Genomic DNA, 16,572 nt, shown 5'->3' with positions numbered 1-16,572 from the left:
TAAATCAGGTGAATACATAGCGGATCAGTTTTAACGTAACGTTGATAATCAGGTTAAGCGTAGGCGCGGGCGGCTAGCTGATGAAACACCCGTTCATCTAAGCGGTAGCGGTCATTGAGCGTCAGGCTACTTCGGCTCGTAAACAGGGCGTAATTCACTGCATTGTAGATCAGCCAGTAGCTGGAACCGGTTTTGAGCAAATGCTCCTCGGTGCGGAGCCGTTCACGGGCCTGTTTGGTTAACTGGACCGGTACCGGCAGTTCCCTCATCAGATCTTCATCCCGCTCCTGCACCTGGGCCTGCTGTAGCTGCGTGTAGACAGTAGCCGTGAGCGTAGGCTCGGGATTCAGGTGATCGACCAGCACGTCATGAAGCTGCTGACGAAACATATCCTGCGTCAGCTGACGGTGGTGTATTTTCCGGATGGGCGAACCCGCCGGCCGCGCCGGCTGACCTTTGGCCGGCCGGCTTTTAGTCCCGCCGGCCTTTCCGGTAGTTGCCGACCACTCATGAAGCCAGGTCTGGTACGCCGGTATATCGGCAAACTGATCGGCCCAGCCCATGAGTCCGTTCTGGCATACCTGCCGGAACATACTACTGCGCAGGGCCGAATCGGGATCCTGTAACGTGAGCAACGTTTGCCCCTGAATGCTAAACGGGGTTTTGCCGTTGTAGCTGTTGGTAATGATCAGACTCCGTTGCAGGGATTCTTTGCCAAGCTGAACCCCTTCCGGCAGAATGATATTGATGCTGAACTCACCTGTCGGTGTATATTTAATTAAGAGTTGATAGCTGGCAATCAGCCCATCAATTACTTCCCGGATCACCGTATTGGGTATAATGGTATAGTCGGCACTCTGAATACCAAAGATGGTAGGACGGCCCCCACTAACCTCACCAACCACCAATTGCTGCCGGTCGGTGGCCACAATGTCATAGTCGGGCAGGAGTTCAGCCAGCCAGACCGGTTTGATCGGATAGCAGATGTCCTCCCAGGAGTCTGTAAGGCGTGGTTGTGAACTTAGGTATGTCATAAAAAATTTGTTTTATACTTTTGCAGTTGTAAATTTACAATTGCAAAAGTATAAAACCAATCAAATGTAAAAAATTGCGTCAACGTATGAGAACTCAGAACCCCTCTTTCGAACGACACCGACGCATAGGACAGGCAATTTGCCGGTACTTTATGGAAGCCCCCATACCGTTCAACCCTTCGTGGCAAGACTACCAGCAGTGGCTGGATACGCTCCCGAACGACGAGAAGATTTACTTCAGAGGGTTGGGATTCGAGGTATGCCTGGCCGTAAACGCGTTTAAACGACACTGGTACGAAGCGCACCACTACCGGTTGCGGGATTACCTGCTTCGGCAATTGAGCCGAGAGGATTTTGAGACGTATAGCCAGCTGCCAACCGTGAGCCAGCTCAGGGCGAACTGGTTGCAGGCATCCGGCGATTCCCGACGTATGGGCTCTGCTAACTAACTGAATGAACGAAACCTTGCTTTATTATCCATACGTAAGCATAAACCTTTTAAATAAACCAATTATGATTTCACCTGATATGTCTATGGGTCTGGGAAGTATAGTCTTTGCGCTGGCTAAAGCCGACGGATCTGTCCAGCAGGATGAGATACAGGCCGTTCGCGAAGCGCTTAGCCGGGAGCGCCACGGTGATGTGGCGCTGCACACGTTTTTTATCCAGACTAACTGCGGAGAAACGGCCGAAGACGCCTATGCCTTTGGGATGCGAAAGCTGCGTTACACGTCGGCTAAGCTCGAAAATGCCACGAAGAAATACCTCCTGGATGTGGTGTGTCAGGTTGCCGGTGCCCACAAAGCCATCTCGGTTCAGGAGGAAACCCTGATCGACCAGTTCGCTCAGGATTTAAAGCAACTGTAATAGAGAGGTACCTTTAATCCGATCCGGGGCTTACCGGCAACGGGCTGAGGCATACAAAACAGAAATGAATACCCACATCACTGCTAAACAGATTTCCGCCATGACCAACTTAATCATCAGTAAACTGGATTACCAACGACTTAAAGTCAGTGTAGGAAACGCTAAATCAGACCCCCGGGCCTCCAGCAATCAGGTCCGAACGCTCTGGAAGGGTGTTAATGAGGCAACCCTGCTGGAACCAAACGATATGCCGGCCGATGTAGTGACAATGAATTCCTGGGTGCGGATTCGATATATGGACACTGACAGGACCGTGTCGTTACGATTGGTATATCCCGAACAGGCCGATATTCATCAAAACCAGGTCTCCATTTTCGCGCCCCTGGCTACGGCCATTCTGGGGGTTAAGGTTGGCGATCTGATAAACTTGCCCACCCCGAGTCACACGGTGAAAATCAAAGTAGATCAACTGCTGTATCAACCCGAAGCCGCCGGGGATTTCTCCCTGTAAAGACCGCTTTTGCTATGGTGCAGGCCACCTGGATACATTTAAAGAACAGTGATGAGGAGACGGTCCTGGTAGAGGTAGGTCATCTGATTCGGGAAGCCCGTTTGAGGGCAAACCTTACGCAGCAGGAGTTAGCCGACAAATTGGGTGTATCGCCTGCAGTAATCAGTAGATACGAAAATCGGGGACATACAATTTCCATCGGAACGCTGTCCAGAATAGCGCAGGTGTTGCAACTGGAACTTCTGGTCGGATTTCAGGCCTGTGGTATCCAGCAATCAGCTACGAGGAATGGCCGCTGGATCGGAGAACGCTAACCAGTGGATGCGAGCCAGCAACGATGTTGAAGTAACAACCCGGCCGGCCGGAGGGTCCGGCGTTTGAATAAGTAGGGTGTGTGCCGGGTGGGTTTTATGCCTATTCCGGCCGGTCGGGATATCATTTTTACGAACAGGTCAGTGAAGGGTTCGGAGCCGGAATGCCAGCCCGCAGCCATAGCTTATCCTTTAAAGCAGTGGTATTTGTCTTCGTCGACCAGTTCAAGAAAGCGCTTCAGGTTACTCACCCTGGGCTTAGGTTCATACAACGTCCAGTTCATATTACCCCGCATCCAATACACTTTCCATTTGTTTTCGCTCTTCACATACGTGGCTTTGGCGTAGTCTGTTTCCATCTTTTTCTCAGGATTGCGGAATTGGGGGCGTGTCTCAAACAGAATTATACTCTGGTTGTCGATTCGATACCCAATATCAAGTTGCTCCCGAATGGATTCGGGAGGCCGGATTCGCTCCAGATAGTTCTCCATGAGCTCAATGATGTCAACGGTTTTAATCGGGTCGAGTGCCATAGTTGGTTGGCATAATAAGTATCAACGGGAATTTTTTCAACTTTTGCCGCTAACGTTCAGGGCCTCACGTTTTGGCGATACTCTGTGTTCCATTTGCTGACAGCGGTTTTATATCACGAGCTTCGGCCGCCTGCCAACATATATGTTTTATTCCAATCTCAATCACTCATTACGATTCATGGCTTTGACCTTGGTCAGGCTTTAATGACAAAAGCTTTCAATTCGGCCATTTTACCGTCGCGGAACCGCCATACATCACAGACCGAGTATTGGGCCTCGTTACCATCTTCATCCTTCAATGTTATGTCGCCGAGTAAGGTAACGAAATCCCCCTCAGCAATTAAGTTTTCGACTGTAAACTTCGACAATTCTGTGTACATCTCTGCTATGTATCGGCGAACGGATTCTTTTCCATCAAGAATTCGGTCGCCCACATACTTCCATTTCGTGTCTTCAGAACAGAACGACAGAAATCCTTCAAAGTCACCTTTGGCGAAAGCCGCATTTGCCTTTTCTAATATTGCTTTATTACTCTCAATCATGTCAACATCTTTTTACGTTTAAAACTGCCTTTTGCGAATTCTGTTTCGATGAAAAATTACCGCCAGCGGTCTGGGCTTTCTTCTGTGCTGATATTCTGTGGTTCGTCAGCCCGAAGCTGAGTAAAGTTAATGCTATTGCTCGGCATTATTCGTCGAGCCCGGACTGCAGATTATAAGCAAATGGGACGATCAGGGTAGGTTCGTCAGCCAGCATAGCAGGAAACCCCATGTTGGAAGCCGTTTTTCATTTTTAAAGTAATTGATTTTAAGTGCATGATCTCCGCTTATAAAATCAGCAACTGGCATTTGGGAAACTTTTAAAATTTAATGTAGGGTTATTTACTATTTATTTTTAACGTTTGGTCCAGCAGTATATCTGTGATCCACGGCAGCGCTAGTGGATTTCCAACCATCCGGAAAGCGTTGCATTTCCCAGACCCAAAAACCATAAGCTCTTGTTGTATCTCCATTTTCTTCAATTCTTTCGTGTTCCCACTCAACAAAATCCACTGCCGCATTTCTTGAGTAGACATGGACCTTATGATTTTTCATCTTCCACTTTGTGATTAATTTCCACTTAGGTAACCAAGTTTTCCATATGCTGTCTATCGTTGCATAATCACCCCAGTAAGTCCCGTCCCCATAAAGGACATAATCATCTTTTACATAAAATCGCATTACCTTATTGTAATCCCGACTGATTATATCATCAACATGTTTTTCAATACTAGATATCACTTCAGCCTTGATTTGTTCCTTTTCTTTTGGGTTCAAAGGTTTTTCTGTTGAATCACAGGAGACAACTAATGTCATAAAGACAAACATGGCAAACACTGATCTTTTGAATTTCATGATGCGACTAATTTGAATGTAGGTAACTATAAAATGGCTACCAACGGTCAACAAATTTATGCAGTTGTGGCATTCTGTATTCCAGCGCTTTAACTCTGCCTAAATGCTGAGTAAACATATTCTGTTGAGCCTATGTATTCAAGCTACAATTGCATGAACCTGCTGTTAGAAGCAGTGCTATTTTTTGGCAGTAGCGAACATTGTATATTCTTCATTTTGATATTTGTCTTGGATAAAATATTTGCCGAACAAATCGTCCCATGTCGACTTATGTTCCGCAAGTACTTTTTGAATCTCTTCACTCCAAGGTCCATTGGGTGGAAAATAGTGGTCTCTTGTTCGGGGGGAGTCAAAGAAATAAATGAGGACAAAATCGCCTTTTTCTTTGGCTGTGTTATCTGACTTTCCCCATTTGCCAGAACCTGTTGGTTCTCCAAGCTCTGCGTTCCAGCCTGAATAATACCGATATAGGGGAAGATATTCTTTCTCCATCCATTCTCTGGCCTGTTCTTTTGTGACGCCTTTTTGTAGCGTTAAAAATCGAGGGGCGATAATCCATTCTTTTTTGGGTATGGTTGTTTCAATTTTTTGAAAGAATCCATAGACAGCCAGTGCGGTAATTGTTGCCATAACACCAAACAAAAAATTTCTCATAATACATGGTTTTTTCGAATTACGACTGCATTGCTTCTAACTAGTAAATAGACGAATGTTTTACGCGTCAAGCCTAATATAGCTTGGTTGAGGTGAAAGCCTGAAAACATCAATTATTTTTTATGTGGGCCTGTTTATCAGTACTTTGGTCTTCCTTGTTTCGCATTGGCAATATAGAATGCGCATTGCGTATTTTGTATTGTCGAGTCAGTAAAACAATATAAAATGCGAAGGAGCTTTACGGCCGTGCTATTCTGCTTTTCCAGATAAACCTATTGGCCGTTTCTATCTAAAGCCCAGCATAGCATACGTAGTTGAATAGGTAGCGTCATGACGGTTAAATTACGACAATGGCTGTGGAGGTGGCGTACCCGCCGGGCGGGAGTTATCCTGCGGCAGGGGTACAAACTGTTCGTTGTCGTTGGGCGGCAACTGAATGCGACCGGCCTGCCAGTCGGCTTTGGCCTGCTCGATGCGCTCCGGGCGGGAGGAAACGAAATTCCACCAGATATATCGTTCGCCCAGCGGCTCACCGCCCAGCAGAATCAGGGTACTGGGCTCGCGGGCCACAATAACCGGGTCGGTGCCGGTGGTGAAGACCAGCAACTGGCCCATGGTGTAAGTGTGTCCGCTCACTTCCACGCTGCCTTTAGCGACGTAGATGCCCCGTTCCGCGTAGCCCTGCGGCAGTCCAAAACGGGCACCGGGCTGCAACACCACATGCAGGTAAAACAGGGGGGAATGGGTTTTTACGTCGTTGCGTAAGCCAAAAGCGTTACCGGCAATCAACCGCATCCAGACGCCGGGTTCGGTAAAGATAGGCAGTTCGTGGGGCTGGTAGTTGTCAAAAGCCGGGGCGCTTTCTTCATCGGCTTCGGGCAGAGCCACCCAGGTCTGAATCATCTCCAGCGAGTTGCCGGCCAGCGCAGCTGGATCTTCGAACCGCTCCGAGTGGGCGATGCCGCGCCCGGCCGTCATCCAGTTGACCTCACCGGGCCGTATTACCTGCTCCACGCCCAGGCTGTCGCGGTGCGTTACCTGCCCGCCGAACAGGTAGCTTACCGTCGATAAGCCGATGTGCGGATGCGGCAGGACGTCCATCGACGGTAGTTGCTCCGGGGCCACGGCCACGGGCCCGGCATGGTCCATGAAGATAAAAGGCCCCACCATGCGCCGTAACCGGAACGGCAGGATGCGCCGGACACTAAAGCCGTTGCTGATGGATGCCTGACGCGCTTCAATGACTATATCCAGCATAAGCGATCTGTTAAACGTAAATAGCCCGGAGAGGGGTTCCCCGGGCGAGACTGTCAAGCGACGTTTCGCTCCTGAGCGGCCCTAATGTACTTCAGCCAGTTCAGTTTTGCTAAATTCTTCGCTGATGCGTTTCTGCAAATCAGACGGCACCGGCGAATAGTCGGCAAACTGGCTGCGGACCTTGGCTTTACCCTGGCTCAGATTGCGTAAGGCAGGCAGCAATTTATCCAGTTCAGCCAGCGGGGTTCTGGCCCGGATCACCTGGCTATTTTTCTCGCTGTCGATGTTCAGGATCATGCTGCGGTGCGTCTGGAGTTCGGTCATCACGTCGCCCATCAGGTTGGCGGGTACCAGCACCTCTATATCGTGTACCGGCTCCAGCAACTGCGGTTCGGCCTGCAGGAAGGCCTCCCGGAAGGCCATCATACCCGCTATCTTGAAGGAAATATCGTTGCTGTCGACGGGGTGCATCTTACCGTCGTATACGCTCACCCGTACGTCGCGTACGTGCGAGCCCGTCAGTGGCCCCTGCGACATTTTCTCCATAATGCCCTTCATAATGGATGGCAGGAAACGGGCGTCGATCACCCCACCCACAATACAGTTGTTGAACACCAGTTTGCCGCCCCAGGGCAATTCTACCGTTTCGGTTTCCCGCACCGGGAAATCCTTTATCGGCGGCATACCTTCGTAGTACGGTTCAATTTTGATGAATACTTCGCCAAACTGCCCGGCTCCACCCGACTGCTTCTTGTGGCGGTACGACGACAGCGCCGGCCGCTGGATGGTCTCGCGGTAGGGTATTCTGACCCGCTGGAACTCGACGGGTATCTTGTGCAGGTTCTCCAGCTTCCATTTCGTGACGGTCAGGTGCAGTTCGCCCTGGCCTTCCAGAATTACCTGCCTGACTTCCTGGTTGTACTCAACGCTCAGGGTAGGGTCTTCCAGGTGAATCTCGTTCAGCATCTCGCTGAGCTTCTCGTCGTCCTGCTTGTTTTTGGCCACAATGGCTACCCGCGTTTTGGCCGGCGGAAACTGAATGGGCCGTATGTTGCCAGTAGCCCCCTTGCCGTTCAGGGTATGGCCCGTCGCGGTATTTTTAAGTTTTACGGTGCAGCCGATATCGCCCGCCTTAAGCCGGTCGATGGGGTTTCGGTTCTTGCCGTCCACGATAAACAGCTGGCTGATGCGCTCGGTGGTACCGGTTTTTTCGTTCTGGAAGTCCATGCCTACGGCCACTTCGCCGGCCATTACCTTAAAGAACGACAGGCGGCCCAGCCGGGGCTCTACCAGCGTTTTGAAGATAAATAACCGGGTCGGAGCCGCCGGGTCGCAGGGGACTTCCTGGCCGTCTTCGGTAAGTTCGCCCGCCGTATCAACAGCCGAAGGTGCTACGTTGTCGATAAAGCCCATCATCCGGCCGGTGCCCATATCTCGTTTCGCCGACAGGCAGAATACCGGAAACACCTGGTGTTTCATCATGCCGATTTTCAAGCCCTCCCGCAGTTCGTCCTCATCCAGACTGCCCTTCTCAAAGTACTGCTCCATCAGGGCCTCGTCGTTCTCCGCAGCCTTCTCCACCAGTTCGTTATGCAGTTGGTCAGCGCGTTCTTTTTCACTGGCGGGAATGGGCAGCTTTTCAGGCTTGCCACCGCCTTCGGGGAATTTGTACATCACCATTTTCAACAGGTCGATGATGCAGTTGAAGCCCGTTCCGGCGTTCAGCGGATACTGCATGATGGTTACCGCCGGACCAAAAAACGCTTTGGCTTCGTCAAGGGTTTGGGTATAGTTGGCTTTCTCGTGGTCGAGCTGATTAACCGCCAGAATGGTGGGTTTGTTATAATGATCGATGTAGTCCCAGAGCAGTTCGGTACCGACCTCTACGCCGTTCTGGGCGTTCAGCAGGATGACGGCGGTGTCGCAGACGGTAATGGAGGTAATCACTTCGCCGATGAAATCGTCCAGACCGGGGGTATCAATGATGTTAATCTTAAAATCGCGCCATTCGGTGTGCAGGGTTGTCGCGTAGACGGAGCTGCCTCGTTCGTGCTCTACTTCGTGATAGTCAGAAATGGTGTTTCTTTCTTCTACCGTTCCGCGTCTGGTAAGGAGACCAGCTTCGTAAAGCATGGTCTCAGCGAGTGTGGTTTTGCCGCTTTTAGCGGGGCCAATCAGTACCACATTTTTGATGTGTTTTTCGTCGTAAGCTTTCATAATAGCCCATGTTCTGAAAATGACTAATCGCTTAACAAACAGATCGGGAGCAGAAGGACTACCGATACCGCAACCCGGCTGTCACCTCAGTAAGGTAGGGCATTTTGTGAAAATTCCGAAGCGGAATCATGCAATATTATCTAATGAAAGTTCAAAAAGGCGAGGGGATAAAAAGAGCGGGGGAGGGTGTAAGGCAGGAAGCCGGCTATTGAATAGAGGGGTTAAACTTATGGGGGCATGAACCTGTTTAGGTATGTAACAACGTATACACCATGCGAAAAGAACCTGTAGTCTCTTCTCCCGCCCAACTAAAGCAACTGGATTACCTGGCCCGACTGATGGATGCCCAGTTCCGCGTGCCGGGTACAAACTTCCGGTTTGGGCTGGATGCGCTGATCGGGCTGATACCCGGTGCCGGCGATCTGTCGACGTTTGCTGTTTCGGGTTTTATGGTGTCGATTATGGCGAAAAACGGAGCCAGCGGCTTTGTGCTGGCCCGGATGGTTTTGAACATTGTCATCGATGCCTTGCTTGGTTCCGTCCCCATCATCGGCGATATATTTGATGTGGCCTTTAAGGCCAATATGCGGAACATGCGGCTCATGCGGGAGCACTACGTTGAAGGCCGGCACCGGGGCGGGGCCTGGAAAATTATTCTTCCGGTGATGCTCTTTCTGCTGCTGTTTATTGGGCTGCTGATCTGGGGGGTCTATAAACTCATTTTCACCATCTGGCAGTAGCTGCTCCTGCTGTCCGCTACAGTCCGTTCAATTCCGCCACGGTAAAGGCTTTCTGCCGGTCTTTCAGGCGCTGGCGTACGCTGGCTACCTCTTCGGTCGTGATCCGGTCGGCATTGTTCCGCCAGGAGCGCCGGATAAAGCTGAGCAACTGCGCAATGTCTTCGTTGGCCAGTTCCTTATTATAGCCGATACCAGGCATATCGCCGTTGATCTCCGGTGCTTTGTATAGGTGGCCGTTTACGTCGACGGGGCCCGTCAGGCCAAACAGCACAATCGCAATCAGTTTGTCTTTATCGCCGGTAACCCACTGCGACTGGTTCAGCGGGGGGGCGAGGGCTTTGATGCCGTTGCCGTCGGCCCCGTGGCAAGTCTGGCAGGAGGAGCTGAACAGGGCGGCTCCCTTCGGGAAGGCACGAGCCAACGCCTGCGGGTCGCGGTTGCCCCTGGCGTTGCGGCTGCCGGTAATAACCCGGTTTAGTTGGGTATAAACGGCCAGATCGGTGTTGGGCAGAGCCGCTGTCAGTTCCTGCTTAAAGGCTTCTTCGCGGTCCTGCAGGTTGCTGACAACCGCTCCGGCGACAAAGCGGTTGTCGGGGTATTTTTGGGCAATAGTGAGTACCAGCCGGTCGGCCGAGGCTTTGTCGAACGGGCGGAGCGCGTTTGCCGCAAAGGCTACATAGGGCGCTGCCAGGGTATCGTTCTGCGCAACCAGTTGCTCCAGTACCGGCAGGTAAGTCCGGTACGTTGACGAACTGAGCAAAGCCGGCAGTACACCCAGCGCCTGCATCCGAAGCGGCCAGGCGGCTTGTTTGGCAAAAGCCTGGACATCGTCGATAGATAACGCCCCCAATCCTTCCAGCGTCCAGAAGGCGTGGATGGCGGGCAGTGGCCGACTGATTTCTTTCGTTAGTTGCCGCAGTGCCGGAATGACCTGGGTGTGTTTACCGTCAATGAGCCGCTGCTGCGCCCGGTCGCGCACCCAGCCGTTGGGGTGGCTCAGCAGGCCGACCAGTTCTTCGGGTTTATCGGGCAGGGTTACCCGGCTGACCACTTTGTTTTTCGGGACGATTTTGTAAATGCGGCCGCAGGACAACGGCAGTGTCAGATCCCGGCGGGCAATCTGGCCTTTGAGGTAAGTGGTCAGGTAGGTTTTGTGCTGAATAATGCCCCGGTACATATCAACCACGTACAGGGCACCATCGGGACCGTTGTACAGGCTGACCGGCCGGAAACGCTCATCCCGGCTGGACAAAAACTCACGGCCCTGGTACGCCTGGGTGCCGTTGGTCACGTAGCCCTGTTCGGCCAGCCTGTTGCGTTTGATGAGGTTGGCCGATGGTTCGGCCACAAAGACGTTTCCGGCATAGTCGCTGCCGAAGAGGTTGCCACGGTATACCACCGGTCCGCAGGCGGCCGTAAACGTAGTCAGCCGAAGGCTGTCATCCAGAACGCCCTTCATATAGCCCCGGTTGACACCCGGTGTGGGACGGGCGGGGTACACCCGGTTGTCGGTGACGATCCGTTCGCTGAAGCCGGGAACATTCCGCTGGTTTTTGTTGGTGGCTCCCAGGCCCGGCATGAAGTAGTCGCCGAGCAGGTTAATGGAATTGTCGTTGTAGTACAACCGGCCGTAGTTGTCCTGGCTGATGCCCCACTGCCCCCGGTTATGCGTCTTCTCAATCAGCCAGGTATCGCCTTGTTTGCGGTACCGCTTGGTCGAATTGGCGCTGTAGATCCAGTTGTCCATGGCCCGCAGCAGACCATTAGGCTGGTGCTCTACATTGCCGCCTTCGGTGTATTTCGGATCGACTAAGGTGCGTTTGCCGGGTTTATCGTTCCGGATTTCGTAGTACCACAGGTTGGTGGGCTCTGCGACCAGAATACCGTCTTCGATGAGGCAGATAGCGCGGGGCAGTACCAGCGAATCCAGAAAAACCGTCCGATCATCGGCCACGCCATCGTTGTTTCTGTCGGTCAGGATAACAATTTTGCCGGTGGGCTGGTCTTCGCCGGTAGCCAGTGTATCAGGCATGTAGCCCTGCATCTCCACCACCCACATCCGTCCTTTATCGTCTACGCTCATGGCGACCGGGGTATTCACCAGCGGCTCGGCGGCCACGAGCTGAACGGCAAAGCCGTCTTCTACCTGCATGTAGCCGATCGACTGGCTGGCCGGTATAACGGGTGAATGATCCAAGTCGATCCGGGCCTGTTCGGGCGACCGGACCGGCTCCTGCGTGGTAGCGACGGAAGGAGTCCCTTTGGGCTTGTTGGTCTGGCAATAGAAGAGATTACCCGTTATGAACAATAACAGAATAGGATAAAGCAACTTCTTCATAGGTGGCGTTAGCGCGTAATAACTGAAGGCCGGTAACGTTACCCGCCGATTTATGGGAAAAGTACAACGTCTATAAAATATAACTGATTCTGCCGGTGAATATTTGATGTTTATCAGGGGATAACTCACACACTGCTCAGACCGTTCAGGCATCTGGCCGAAAATCACTGTTTTATGGCCGAAAAGTTAAAGCCCTTCTGCGGGTAGTCGGCGAAGTTTGTCCCAACCAATCAGGACAAACTTTTCGCTGCCATGACACGTACAATTACCTTCCTCTTCTTTTCATTCTTATCCATTCTGACTGTCTCGGGCCAATCCATTCGCGGAACCGTACGGGAGCACGACGGCAAAGCCATACCGTTTGCGTCCGTGTTGCTCCTCAGCGGCAAAGATTCAACGATGGTAAAGGGCGCGGTGACCACCGAGTCAGGCCAGTTCACCATCGACAACGTGCGGCAGGGTACCTACCGCGTGGCGGTCTCGATGGTAGGCTATCAGAAACGGTATACCGACCCAATCATCTTGTCGGACGCTACGCCGTATGAGGTACCCGAGCTGGTGCTGGCTCCCGAAGCCAGACAACTGGCTGAAGTAACGGTAGCCGCCAAGAAGCCTTTGTTTGAGCAGCACCTCGACAAAATGGTGGTTAACGTCGACGGCATGGTATCGGCGGCCGGCAGTTCGGCGCTCGACGTGCTGGAGCGTTCGCCGGGGGTGACGGTTAATCGCCAGCAGAACGCGCTTTCGCTCATTGGTAAGTCGGGGGTGACGGTGATGATTAACGGCAAGATCAGCCGACTGCCGCTTGATGCCGTGATCCAGCAACTGGCTGGCATGAACGCCAGTAACATTGAACGGATCGAACTCATTACCAGTCCGTCGGCTCGCTACGATGCGGAGGGCGACGCCGGCATCATCAACATCATTCTGAAAAAAGATGTGTCGATGGGTACCAACGGGTCGTATAGCCTGACAGCCGGCTACGGTTTTCACGAAAAATCGGCCGGTTCACTGAACCTCAACCACCGCAGCCAACGACTCAATGTCTTCGGTGATGTCTCGGGACTGTACGACCAGCAGCAGCATGATTTCTGGGCTAACCGCCGGTTTACCAGCAATGGAGTTGAAAACCAGTATGGGTCCTGGGTGCGGCACAAACCGCTGATGCAGAACTATAACGCCCGGCTGGGTATGGACTATACCCTGTCGGCACGGACGACTTTCGGTGGATTAATAACGGGTTTTGTCAACCAGATGTCGACCCTTAAAAACAGCCGCGTTACCTTACAGCAAGGATCGCTGCTCACCGAGCGGAATCAATTTGAGGACCGGGAAGTGAACCGGTGGACGCAGGGGATGGTCAACCTGAATCTGCGCCATAGCTTTGGCAAAGACCGTATGCTGAGCCTGGACGCCGACCGGCTTCAGTATTTCAATACCAATCCGCACGATTACCGCAGCCATTTTAACAACCTGCTGACGAACCAGCAGCGGCAGGAAGATATCAATAGCAGCAAGCTGACGCCCATCCGGATGTGGGTACTGAAAGCCGATTACAGCCAGCCGCTCGGCGCAAAAGCCAAACTGGAGCTGGGGGCCAAGAGCACCCGTACGCGGCTGAACAACGAGGTAATTGTCAACCGGCTGGTAGACACGAACTGGCAGGTCGACCCCGACTTCAGCCAGAACTACGCGCTCAACGACGATATCCGGGCCATTTATGCCGTTCTAAACCAGAGCTTATCGGCCAGAACCAAGCTTCAGGCAGGACTACGTTATGAACACACCCGCACGTATGTCAGTACGCGGGAAAACCCAACCCTGGTGAGCCGCAATTACGGCAATCTGTTTCCGAGCGTGTTTCTGTCGCATGACCTGGGCAAAACTTCCGGCCTGCAACTGTCGTACAGCCGCCGGATTCAGCGACCCGACTATACCCTGCTGGCGCCCTGGGTGGTTTTTGTGGACCCTCAGACGTTCGTAACGGGCAATCCGGCGCTGCTGCCTACGCTCACCGACATCGGGCAGGCTACGTACCGGTTCCGGAGCAGTTGGCTGCTAACCGTTCGCTACAGCCACGACCGTAACGCACTTGACCGATTCCGCGTCCGTTTCGACTCGACGCTCAACCGGTCGCTCACCACCCCAGAAAATGTACGCTCGTTTCATACCGCATCGGCTTCGTTCAGCTTTCCGCTGGTGCTGACCCAATGGTGGCAGGTACAGACCAACCTGATTGGCATTTGGCAGATGGCGAGTACCGAGATTAATGGCCAGTCGGTGGCGTATGCCAACCGCTATGGCAGCGTCAACCAGATTCATTCCGTTAAGCTGCCCAAAGGTTTTACGGGTGAACTAAGCCTGTATTACCAGTCGGCGATGCTGTGGGGACTCGGAAGGGTTCATCCGTTTGGCAGCGTCAACGTGGGCGTCCAGAAGAAGTTTAACGATAAGCGAAGTTCGCTGGCGTTGTCGGTCAGTGACCTGTTCTGGACCAACCGCCGGGCCATGGACGCTTACGTCAGCGGAGGAGCCACCGGGGGCTACGGGTACCGCACCGAACCGCGTACCGTACGACTGACCTACAGCCGCAGTTTCGGCAGCCAGACCGTCAAAGGCACCAGCCGCCGGGCCACCGGCTCCGAAGAGGAGCGCGGTCGGGTTTCCACGAGTAATTAGTGACCGGTAGTTTAATAGCCGTTGGATACATGGTATGACTTTGCGTATTTTAAGTCAATATCGGACATATTGCTCGTTATTAATATCTTTCAAACAGGAGCGACAACATAAGCGATGGAATACTTTCAACTGCGACCCGATTCAGTAGCTATCCTGGCCGAGTTCATGCTGAGTGCGGTGCTGGTGCTGTATTTGCTAAGTTTGAAAAATAAGTCAAAAGACGCATGGTTGTTTACGGGCATAATCAGTCTGTTGATGGTGTATTACGCCACGGATTTTATTCATGGTGCGTTTAGCCGGGCTTCCTGGACGGGATCTGTCTGGCTGCTGCATGACTGGGTACTTGGTGGCTTTCTGATTTATGTGGTCTGGTTTAGCTATGCGTACCGGCACAATCCGTACCAACGGGAAATGTTTGCCGTGTTAGTAATAAGTACCGGACTGATTACTTACACCCTGCTGACGCAATGGAAACCTGCCATCTGGGCTATTGTACCCTTGCCGATAGCCATAACCGCCTGGTGTGTGTTGGTGCATATCCGTAAATTTTTCCGGATTTCCAGGTCAGATAACCACCCACAGGAGCACCAGGACAGAAAAGCATTCCTGGCCTTTATTCTGCTAAAAACCCTGGGCTGTTTTGGCTTCATCAATGCTTTTCTGGCCTTTAATGGGTATCATCCTCTCGACAATCTGTGGGGAGTTTTCCATCATACCATTCTACTCATCTATACGACCTGGTGGTTTATCAACTACATCAACTTTGCTCAGGAGCGTACCACTTTTCAAGCTAAGTTAGTGGGACTAATCCTCTGCGTGGTGCTGCTGGTGCTGGGAATTTCCGGTGTGCTTATTGATCTTGTTCCCTCTTACGGTCTATTGCAGCAGCCAACTCAATATTTTTTGAATCTGTTAGCCTGGGCCGAACTGGTTATGACTGGGCTTATCCTATCCCTCTTTCCGCTATTTTTTCGTAATACGTTGCTTCGTCCACTGAATGCTGTCTTGAGTGGCGTTCAACAGGTCAATGCGGGTAATCTGGCCGTAACAGTACCCTTCACCGTTCAGGATGAAATCGGCTACCTCGCTCAGAACTTCAACCAGATGACCGAGTCGCTACGGCAATCAAAAGAAGCGTTGATGCAGTATGCCGAAACTCTGGAGGACAAAGTAGCCGAACGAACTCAGGAGTTAGAGCATTCCCTCGACACACTGAAAGCCGCCCAAACACAACTGATTCAGAAAGAGAAGATGGCTTCGTTGGGTGAACTGACCGCCGGCATCGCCCACGAGATCCAGAACCCGCTCAACTTCGTCAACAACTTCGCCGAGGTCTCTGTCGAAATGGCCGACGAACTTCAGCAGAGTGTGGAGAACGGGGACATGGTAACCATAAGTGACCTGTCGATGGAGTTGAGGGAGAACATGACCTATATTGTGGAGAACGGCAAGCGGGCGGCCTCTATCGTGCGCTCGATGCTGGAGCACAGCCGCAGCAGCACCGGTGAACGCCGGCCTATCAACCTCAACGAGCTGGCCGACGAATACCTCAAGCTGGCCTACCACGGCATGCGGGCGCAGGACCCCGACTTTCAGGTACAGATCTGTACCTGAAAGTCGGGGAATTAGCGCCGGTGATGATAGCCCCGCAGGACATCGGGCGGGTGCTGCTGAACCTGTACAACAACGCCTTCTATGCCGTGCGGCAGAAGCAGGGCCAGCATGTGGATTATCAGCCGCAGGTGGTGGTCTGTACCCGGCAGATCAATGGTCATGTTGAACTACAGGTAAAAGACAACGGTACAGGCATATCCGACAGCATGCGCGACAAGATATTTCAGCCCTTTTTCACCACGAAGCCGACGGGACAGGGTACGGGTCTGGGGTTGAGCCTGAGCTATGACATTGTCACCAAAGGACATGGGGGTGAGATGGCGGTGGAGAGTGTAGAGAACGTGGGGACTACGCTTGTTGTAAAGCTGCGGAGTTGACCATTCTGTTTTAACAAAAATCCGATTAACCGCTTACACAAAGCTA

The 16,572-nt window shown here is 52.3% G+C and carries 16 protein-coding genes; 8 read left to right on the top strand and 8 right to left on the bottom strand.

Annotation, left to right across the window (positions count from 1 at the left end; translation table 11 throughout):
- Positions 1 to 53: 53 nt before the first annotated feature.
- Complete coding sequence (locus ABD949_RS13765; RefSeq protein ID WP_345244355.1) at positions 54 to 1,034, bottom strand: hypothetical protein; 981 nt, start codon at positions 1,032 to 1,034, stop codon at positions 54 to 56.
- Positions 1,035 to 1,120: 86 nt separating this feature from the next.
- Between ABD949_RS13765 and ABD949_RS13760 the strand changes: the two genes are divergently transcribed.
- The 4 genes from ABD949_RS13760 to ABD949_RS13745 all read left to right on the top strand — a co-directional run bounded on the left by ABD949_RS13760 (position 1,121) and on the right by ABD949_RS13745 (position 2,726).
- Positions 1,121 to 1,483 carry a hypothetical protein gene (locus ABD949_RS13760; RefSeq protein WP_345244353.1) on the top strand — a complete coding sequence of 121 codons (363 nt, stop codon included), beginning with the start codon at positions 1,121 to 1,123 and terminating at the stop codon, positions 1,481 to 1,483.
- 64 nt (positions 1,484 to 1,547) lie between these two features.
- Complete coding sequence (locus ABD949_RS13755; RefSeq protein WP_345244352.1) at positions 1,548 to 1,901, top strand: tellurite resistance TerB family protein; 354 nt, start codon at positions 1,548 to 1,550, stop codon at positions 1,899 to 1,901.
- 100 nt (positions 1,902 to 2,001) lie between these two features.
- A complete protein-coding gene (locus tag ABD949_RS13750; protein WP_345244351.1) occupies positions 2,002 to 2,412 on the top strand; it encodes a GreA/GreB family elongation factor in 411 nt (136 codons plus the stop codon).
- A gap of 14 nt (positions 2,413 to 2,426) precedes the next feature.
- Positions 2,427 to 2,726 (top strand): helix-turn-helix domain-containing protein, encoded by a 300-nt coding sequence (locus ABD949_RS13745; protein WP_345244349.1) that lies wholly within the window; start codon positions 2,427 to 2,429, stop codon positions 2,724 to 2,726.
- A gap of 182 nt (positions 2,727 to 2,908) precedes the next feature.
- Here the strand turns inward: ABD949_RS13745 and ABD949_RS13740 are convergent, their stop codons facing one another.
- The 6 genes from ABD949_RS13740 to ABD949_RS13715 form a co-directional block, all read right to left on the bottom strand.
- Positions 2,909 to 3,256 (bottom strand): DUF3024 domain-containing protein, encoded by a 348-nt coding sequence (locus tag ABD949_RS13740; RefSeq protein ID WP_345244347.1) that lies wholly within the window; start codon positions 3,254 to 3,256, stop codon positions 2,909 to 2,911.
- A gap of 194 nt (positions 3,257 to 3,450) precedes the next feature.
- Positions 3,451 to 3,798 (bottom strand): nuclear transport factor 2 family protein, encoded by a 348-nt coding sequence (locus tag ABD949_RS13735; protein WP_345244345.1) that lies wholly within the window; start codon positions 3,796 to 3,798, stop codon positions 3,451 to 3,453.
- Between the two features lie 342 nt (positions 3,799 to 4,140).
- Positions 4,141 to 4,650, bottom strand: a complete 510-nt coding sequence (locus ABD949_RS13730; protein WP_345244343.1) for a hypothetical protein — start codon at positions 4,648 to 4,650, stop codon at positions 4,141 to 4,143.
- Between the two features lie 177 nt (positions 4,651 to 4,827).
- Positions 4,828 to 5,304, bottom strand: a complete 477-nt coding sequence (locus ABD949_RS13725) for a hypothetical protein (RefSeq protein ID WP_345244341.1) — start codon at positions 5,302 to 5,304, stop codon at positions 4,828 to 4,830.
- A gap of 342 nt (positions 5,305 to 5,646) precedes the next feature.
- The gene (locus ABD949_RS13720) at positions 5,647 to 6,561 is read right to left on the bottom strand and encodes a pirin family protein (protein WP_345244339.1); all 915 of its coding nucleotides are present in this window, start codon (positions 6,559 to 6,561) and stop codon (positions 5,647 to 5,649) included.
- A gap of 81 nt (positions 6,562 to 6,642) precedes the next feature.
- Positions 6,643 to 8,778 (bottom strand): elongation factor G, encoded by a 2,136-nt coding sequence (locus tag ABD949_RS13715; protein ID WP_345244337.1) that lies wholly within the window; start codon positions 8,776 to 8,778, stop codon positions 6,643 to 6,645.
- Between the two features lie 272 nt (positions 8,779 to 9,050).
- On the opposite strand from ABD949_RS13715, the gene ABD949_RS13710 reads away from it, so the two are divergent.
- Positions 9,051 to 9,518 (top strand): DUF4112 domain-containing protein, encoded by a 468-nt coding sequence (locus ABD949_RS13710; RefSeq protein WP_345244335.1) that lies wholly within the window; start codon positions 9,051 to 9,053, stop codon positions 9,516 to 9,518.
- 16 nt (positions 9,519 to 9,534) lie between these two features.
- On the opposite strand, the gene ABD949_RS13705 is transcribed toward ABD949_RS13710, so the two are convergent.
- On the bottom strand, positions 9,535 to 11,856 hold the full coding sequence (locus tag ABD949_RS13705; RefSeq protein ID WP_345244333.1) for a DUF7133 domain-containing protein: 2,322 nt from the start codon (positions 11,854 to 11,856) through the stop codon (positions 9,535 to 9,537).
- A gap of 252 nt (positions 11,857 to 12,108) precedes the next feature.
- Here ABD949_RS13705 and ABD949_RS13700 point away from each other — a divergent pair, with 252 nt between their 5' ends.
- The 3 genes from ABD949_RS13700 (at position 12,109) to ABD949_RS13690 (ending at position 16,526) form a co-directional block, all read left to right on the top strand.
- Positions 12,109 to 14,535 carry a TonB-dependent receptor domain-containing protein gene (locus ABD949_RS13700; RefSeq protein ID WP_345244332.1) on the top strand — a complete coding sequence of 809 codons (2,427 nt, stop codon included), beginning with the start codon at positions 12,109 to 12,111 and terminating at the stop codon, positions 14,533 to 14,535.
- A gap of 114 nt (positions 14,536 to 14,649) precedes the next feature.
- Positions 14,650 to 16,149, top strand: a complete 1,500-nt coding sequence (locus tag ABD949_RS13695; protein ID WP_345244330.1) for a HAMP domain-containing protein — start codon at positions 14,650 to 14,652, stop codon at positions 16,147 to 16,149.
- A gap of 23 nt (positions 16,150 to 16,172) precedes the next feature.
- Complete coding sequence (locus ABD949_RS13690; RefSeq protein ID WP_345244328.1) at positions 16,173 to 16,526, top strand: sensor histidine kinase; 354 nt, start codon at positions 16,173 to 16,175, stop codon at positions 16,524 to 16,526.
- Positions 16,527 to 16,572: the final 46 nt, after the last annotated feature.

This window comes from Nibrella saemangeumensis (genome assembly GCF_039541915.1).
GTDB lineage: Bacteria > Bacteroidota > Bacteroidia > Cytophagales > Spirosomataceae > Nibrella > Nibrella saemangeumensis.
This window is presented reverse-complemented; position numbering and strand designations above follow the sequence as displayed.

Bases quoted from the DNA above. Each gene is read 5' to 3' on its own strand.
- ABD949_RS13765 (WP_345244355.1), bottom strand. From the start codon at position 1,034: ATGACATACCTAAGTTCACAACCACGCCTTACAGACTCCTGGGAGGAC.
- ABD949_RS13760 (WP_345244353.1), top strand. From the start codon at position 1,121: ATGAGAACTCAGAACCCCTCTTTCGAACGACACCGACGCATAGGACAG.
- ABD949_RS13755 (WP_345244352.1), top strand. From the start codon at position 1,548: ATGATTTCACCTGATATGTCTATGGGTCTGGGAAGTATAGTCTTTGCG.
- ABD949_RS13750 (WP_345244351.1), top strand. From the start codon at position 2,002: ATGACCAACTTAATCATCAGTAAACTGGATTACCAACGACTTAAAGTC.
- ABD949_RS13745 (WP_345244349.1), top strand. From the start codon at position 2,427: ATGGTGCAGGCCACCTGGATACATTTAAAGAACAGTGATGAGGAGACG.
- ABD949_RS13740 (WP_345244347.1), bottom strand. From the start codon at position 3,256: ATGGCACTCGACCCGATTAAAACCGTTGACATCATTGAGCTCATGGAG.
- ABD949_RS13735 (WP_345244345.1), bottom strand. From the start codon at position 3,798: ATGATTGAGAGTAATAAAGCAATATTAGAAAAGGCAAATGCGGCTTTC.
- ABD949_RS13730 (WP_345244343.1), bottom strand. From the start codon at position 4,650: ATGAAATTCAAAAGATCAGTGTTTGCCATGTTTGTCTTTATGACATTA.
- ABD949_RS13725 (WP_345244341.1), bottom strand. From the start codon at position 5,304: ATGAGAAATTTTTTGTTTGGTGTTATGGCAACAATTACCGCACTGGCT.
- ABD949_RS13720 (WP_345244339.1), bottom strand. From the start codon at position 6,561: ATGCTGGATATAGTCATTGAAGCGCGTCAGGCATCCATCAGCAACGGC.
- ABD949_RS13715 (WP_345244337.1), bottom strand. From the start codon at position 8,778: ATGAAAGCTTACGACGAAAAACACATCAAAAATGTGGTACTGATTGGC.
- ABD949_RS13710 (WP_345244335.1), top strand. From the start codon at position 9,051: ATGCGAAAAGAACCTGTAGTCTCTTCTCCCGCCCAACTAAAGCAACTG.
- ABD949_RS13705 (WP_345244333.1), bottom strand. From the start codon at position 11,856: ATGAAGAAGTTGCTTTATCCTATTCTGTTATTGTTCATAACGGGTAAT.
- ABD949_RS13700 (WP_345244332.1), top strand. From the start codon at position 12,109: ATGACACGTACAATTACCTTCCTCTTCTTTTCATTCTTATCCATTCTG.
- ABD949_RS13695 (WP_345244330.1), top strand. From the start codon at position 14,650: ATGGAATACTTTCAACTGCGACCCGATTCAGTAGCTATCCTGGCCGAG.
- ABD949_RS13690 (WP_345244328.1), top strand. From the start codon at position 16,173: ATGATAGCCCCGCAGGACATCGGGCGGGTGCTGCTGAACCTGTACAAC.